At 72.1% G+C, this 2640-nt stretch carries 3 protein-coding genes; 2 read left to right on the top strand and 1 reads right to left on the bottom strand.

Translation table 11 applies throughout. The features are described from left to right. A partial coding sequence (locus D588_RS0116770) for an SDR family oxidoreductase (RefSeq protein WP_017916800.1) occupies nucleotides 1–644 on the top strand: 644 nt, incomplete at its 5' end. 204 nt (nucleotides 645–848) lie between these two features. Here D588_RS0116770 and D588_RS0116775 read toward each other — a convergent pair. Next, nucleotides 849–1481: an NAD-dependent dehydratase gene (locus tag D588_RS0116775; RefSeq protein WP_017916801.1), complete on the bottom strand. Its 633-nt coding sequence runs from the start codon at nucleotides 1479–1481 to the stop codon at nucleotides 849–851. Nucleotides 1482–1811: 330 nt separating this feature from the next. On the opposite strand from D588_RS0116775, the gene D588_RS0116785 reads away from it, so the two are divergent. Further along, nucleotides 1812–2640, top strand: an 829-nt coding sequence (locus D588_RS0116785; RefSeq protein ID WP_026143807.1) for a carbohydrate kinase, incomplete at its 3' end; no start/stop codon positions are given.

The following is a 2640-nucleotide window of genomic DNA, read 5'->3' on the forward strand; positions in this document are numbered from 1 at the left end:
CGCGCAGTCCCGCGCCGCTGGCCGACGCCGCCGCGCAGCTGCAGCGCCACGGCCACCCGGTCGCGGCGCAGTGCTGCGATCTGGCCGACGCCGCGCAGATCCAGACCTGGGTGGCCCAGGCCGCGGACGCACTGGGTGGCATCGACGTGATGATCAACAACGCCTCCGGCTACGGCCATGGCGACGACGATGCGAGCTGGCAGGCCGGCTTCGACATCGACCTGATGGCCGCGGTGCGCTGCAACCGCGCCGCGTTGCCGCACCTGCGCGGCAGTGGTCGCGGCTGCATCCTCAACATCAGCTCGATCAACGGCCTGCGGCCGACACCGCGGGTGCCGGCGTACTCGGCGGCGAAGGCGGCGCTGAACTACTACACGACCACCCTGGCGACGCAGCTGGCGCGCGAGCGGATCCGGGTCAATGCGATCGCGCCCGGTTCCATCGAGTTCCCCGGCGGCCTATGGGAGCAGCGTCGCCAGCAGCAGCCCGAGCTGTACCGGCAGATCCGCGCCAGCATTCCGTTCGGCGCCTTCGGCGCGATCGACGACGTCGCCAACGCGGCACTCTTCCTGGCCTCGCCGCAGGCACGCTGGATCACCGGCCAGGTGCTGGCGGTGGACGGCGGGCAGTCGCTGGGCGCTTGAGGAAGGTCGCGCCCGGCCTGGTCCAGGCACACGAGGCACCGCGGCGAAGAACTGCGTGACTGCTCGCGGTGCAGACGCGGGCGCCTACATCGCGCACGAACGTCCGCCCCATCGCAAAGCGGCTTCAATGTGCATCGCACGCAATGCTATGCACTCGCGCGCTCCAATCCCGAATCCCCAATCCCCAATCCCCAATCCCAGCCCCTAAACCAACTGCGCCGCATCGACGATCTGCACGCCCGACCGCGGCCGCAGCGCGGCATCGACCAGCGCCGCGGCGATACGTTCGGCCGGGTTGATCCGGTAGCGCCGCGGCAGCAGCGGCCCGAGCGCGCGCAACACCACGCTGGCGGCATGCTCGCCGCGGCGGCGTTGCGCACGCTCGCCACCGATCAGGCCGGGCCGCACCAGGGTCAGCGACGGAAAGCCGAGCGCGCGCAGGTCGTGTTCCAACTCGCCCTTGACCCGGTTGTAGAAGGCCCATGACCGCGGATTCGCGCCCAGCGCGGAGTTCAGCGCGAAGGCCTCGGTGCCGTGCTGGCGCAGCAGCCGCGCGATCGCCAGCGGATAGTCGTGATCGACCCGGCGGAACGCCTCCCGCGAGCCGGCCTGACGCATCGTGGTGCCGAGCGCGCAGATCGCCGCCTGCACTTGCCACCAGGGTGCACGTGCCGGCAGCGCGTCGAAGTCGAGCACCGGGTTGTGCAGCTTGGGATGGGTCATGGCCAGCGCGCGCCGGGTCGGCGCGATCACCGCGCTGCAGGCGGGGGCGGCCAGCAACTGGCGCAGCGCGTGGCCGCCGACCAGGCCGGTGGCGCCGGCGAGCAGGATTTTCATGGGGCGTCCTTGGAGGCTGGCTGGGGGAGGCGGCGACTATCGCAGGGGCGGCGGCAAGGCGTTGTGGGTGGGGTGTGCGGTCCATGAGGCGCTGCGCGCCCGTACCCTCACCCCAACCCCTCTCCCGACGGGAGAGGGGCTATGGCTTTTCCCTTCTCCCACTGGGAGAAGGTGCCCCGCAGGGGCGGATGAGGGTTCGCGGCGCCAGCCAGCCTGGTCCTCGCATGCTCCTGCCTACCCCACACACGGTCGCCGCGCCGCAGCAGGTACGCCACAATAGCCGCCCCATCGCGCCGGCCGGCGCGCTGCAACCTGACGAGGAGCGGTTCGATGTTCGTGGTGTGCGGAGAGGCCTTGTACGACATCTTCATCGACGGCTACGCCGGCACCTCGGTCGGGATGACCGCGCGCCAGGGCGGTTCGCCGTTCAACGTGGCCATCGGCCTGGCCCGCCTGGGCGCGCCGTCGGCGCTGTTCACCGGCCTGTCCACCGACCCGCTGGGCCGCCAGCTGCGTGCCACCCTCGAAGGCGAAGGCGTGGCCCTGGACTACTGCATCGACAAGCGCGAGGCCACCACCCTGGTGATGGTCGCGCTCGACGCCGGCGGCGTGCCCAACTACGCCTTCTACGGCACCGGCTGCGCCGACCGCGCGCTGACCGAGGCCGACCTGCCGGCGCTGGACGCGCGCGTCGGCGGCCTGCATTTCGGTTCCTACACCCTGGTCGCCGAGACCACCGCCAGCACCTTCCAGGCACTGGCCGAGCGCGAGCGCGGGCAGCGGCTGATCTCGCTGGACCCGAACGTGCGGCCGACGGTGGAGCCGGACATGGCGGTGTGGCGCGCGCGGCTGGCGCGCTGGATCACGCTGGCGCACGTGGTCAAGGTCAGCCAGGAGGACATCGAGCTGCTGTATCCGCAGCAGGATCCGTTCGCCATCGCCCGCAGCTGGCTGCAGCAGGGGCCCTCGCTGGTGGTGATGACCCTCGGCGGCGACGGCGCGGTGGCCTGGCGCGGCGACAGCGAAGCGCGCGTGCCCGGCCGCGTGGTGCAGGTGGTCGATACGGTCGGCGCCGGCGACAGCTTCCAGGCGGCGCTGCTGCAGCAGTTGCCCGATCCGGCCGCGCTGGCGGCGCTGGGCAGCGAGCCGGCCGCGCTGG

It is taken from the genome of Xanthomonas sp. SHU 308 (assembly GCF_000364645.1).
GTDB lineage: Bacteria > Pseudomonadota > Gammaproteobacteria > Xanthomonadales > Xanthomonadaceae > Xanthomonas_A > Xanthomonas_A sontii.

What these genes read in the sequence shown, in the direction of transcription:
- D588_RS0116775 (WP_017916801.1), bottom strand. Translation starts at nt 1,481, where the DNA reads ATGAAAATCCTGCTCGCCGGCGCCACCGGCCTGGTCGGCGGCCACGCG.